This is a genomic window from Enterocloster sp. 210928-DFI.2.20, assembly GCF_020554465.1.
Classification (GTDB): domain Bacteria; phylum Bacillota; class Clostridia; order Lachnospirales; family Lachnospiraceae; genus Enterocloster; species Enterocloster bolteae.
Genome location: NZ_JAJCHK010000105.1, coordinates 1 through 486 on the forward strand (window position 1 = coordinate 1; position 486 = coordinate 486).

General features: G+C 51.2%; 1 pseudogene. It reads left to right on the plus strand.

The annotated features are described in order from the left end of the window. Window positions 1–486 (plus strand): annotated as a pseudogene (locus tag LI015_RS29135) (hypothetical protein); the annotation flags it as partial.

The window sequence follows — 486 nt, forward strand, 5'->3', positions numbered from 1 at the left end:
TGGCCGGTATTATGGCCGGAGAAGGTATCACATACTTTTTAGATGATGTTTATGTAGATGCGCGGGTGAGTGGGTACCTGCCAATATGTACGAAACGTGTAGCACTGCAGCAGCTGGCCTTTGCCATTGGCGCCCTGGTAGACACCAGTTACGACCGGCAGCTGTACATATACCCTCAACAGACCGAGGTCACCAGCGAGTTCACGGCCAAAGATATCCGGTTGGGGTTAAGTGTGGAACACAGTGACATCATAACCGGCATCCGGCTGTATGTACATAGCTATACCCAGGGGATGGAATCCGCGCAGTTGTATAAGGGGGTACTGGATGACACTACGAAGATAGAGTTTTCAGAGCCTTACCACAGTCTGTCCATTACTGGAGGAATCCTTGGGGAGCATGGAGACAATTATGCCTGCATAACCGGCACAGGCAATGAAGTGGTACTGACCGGGCTTAAGTACAACCACAGCACGGCCATGTTGC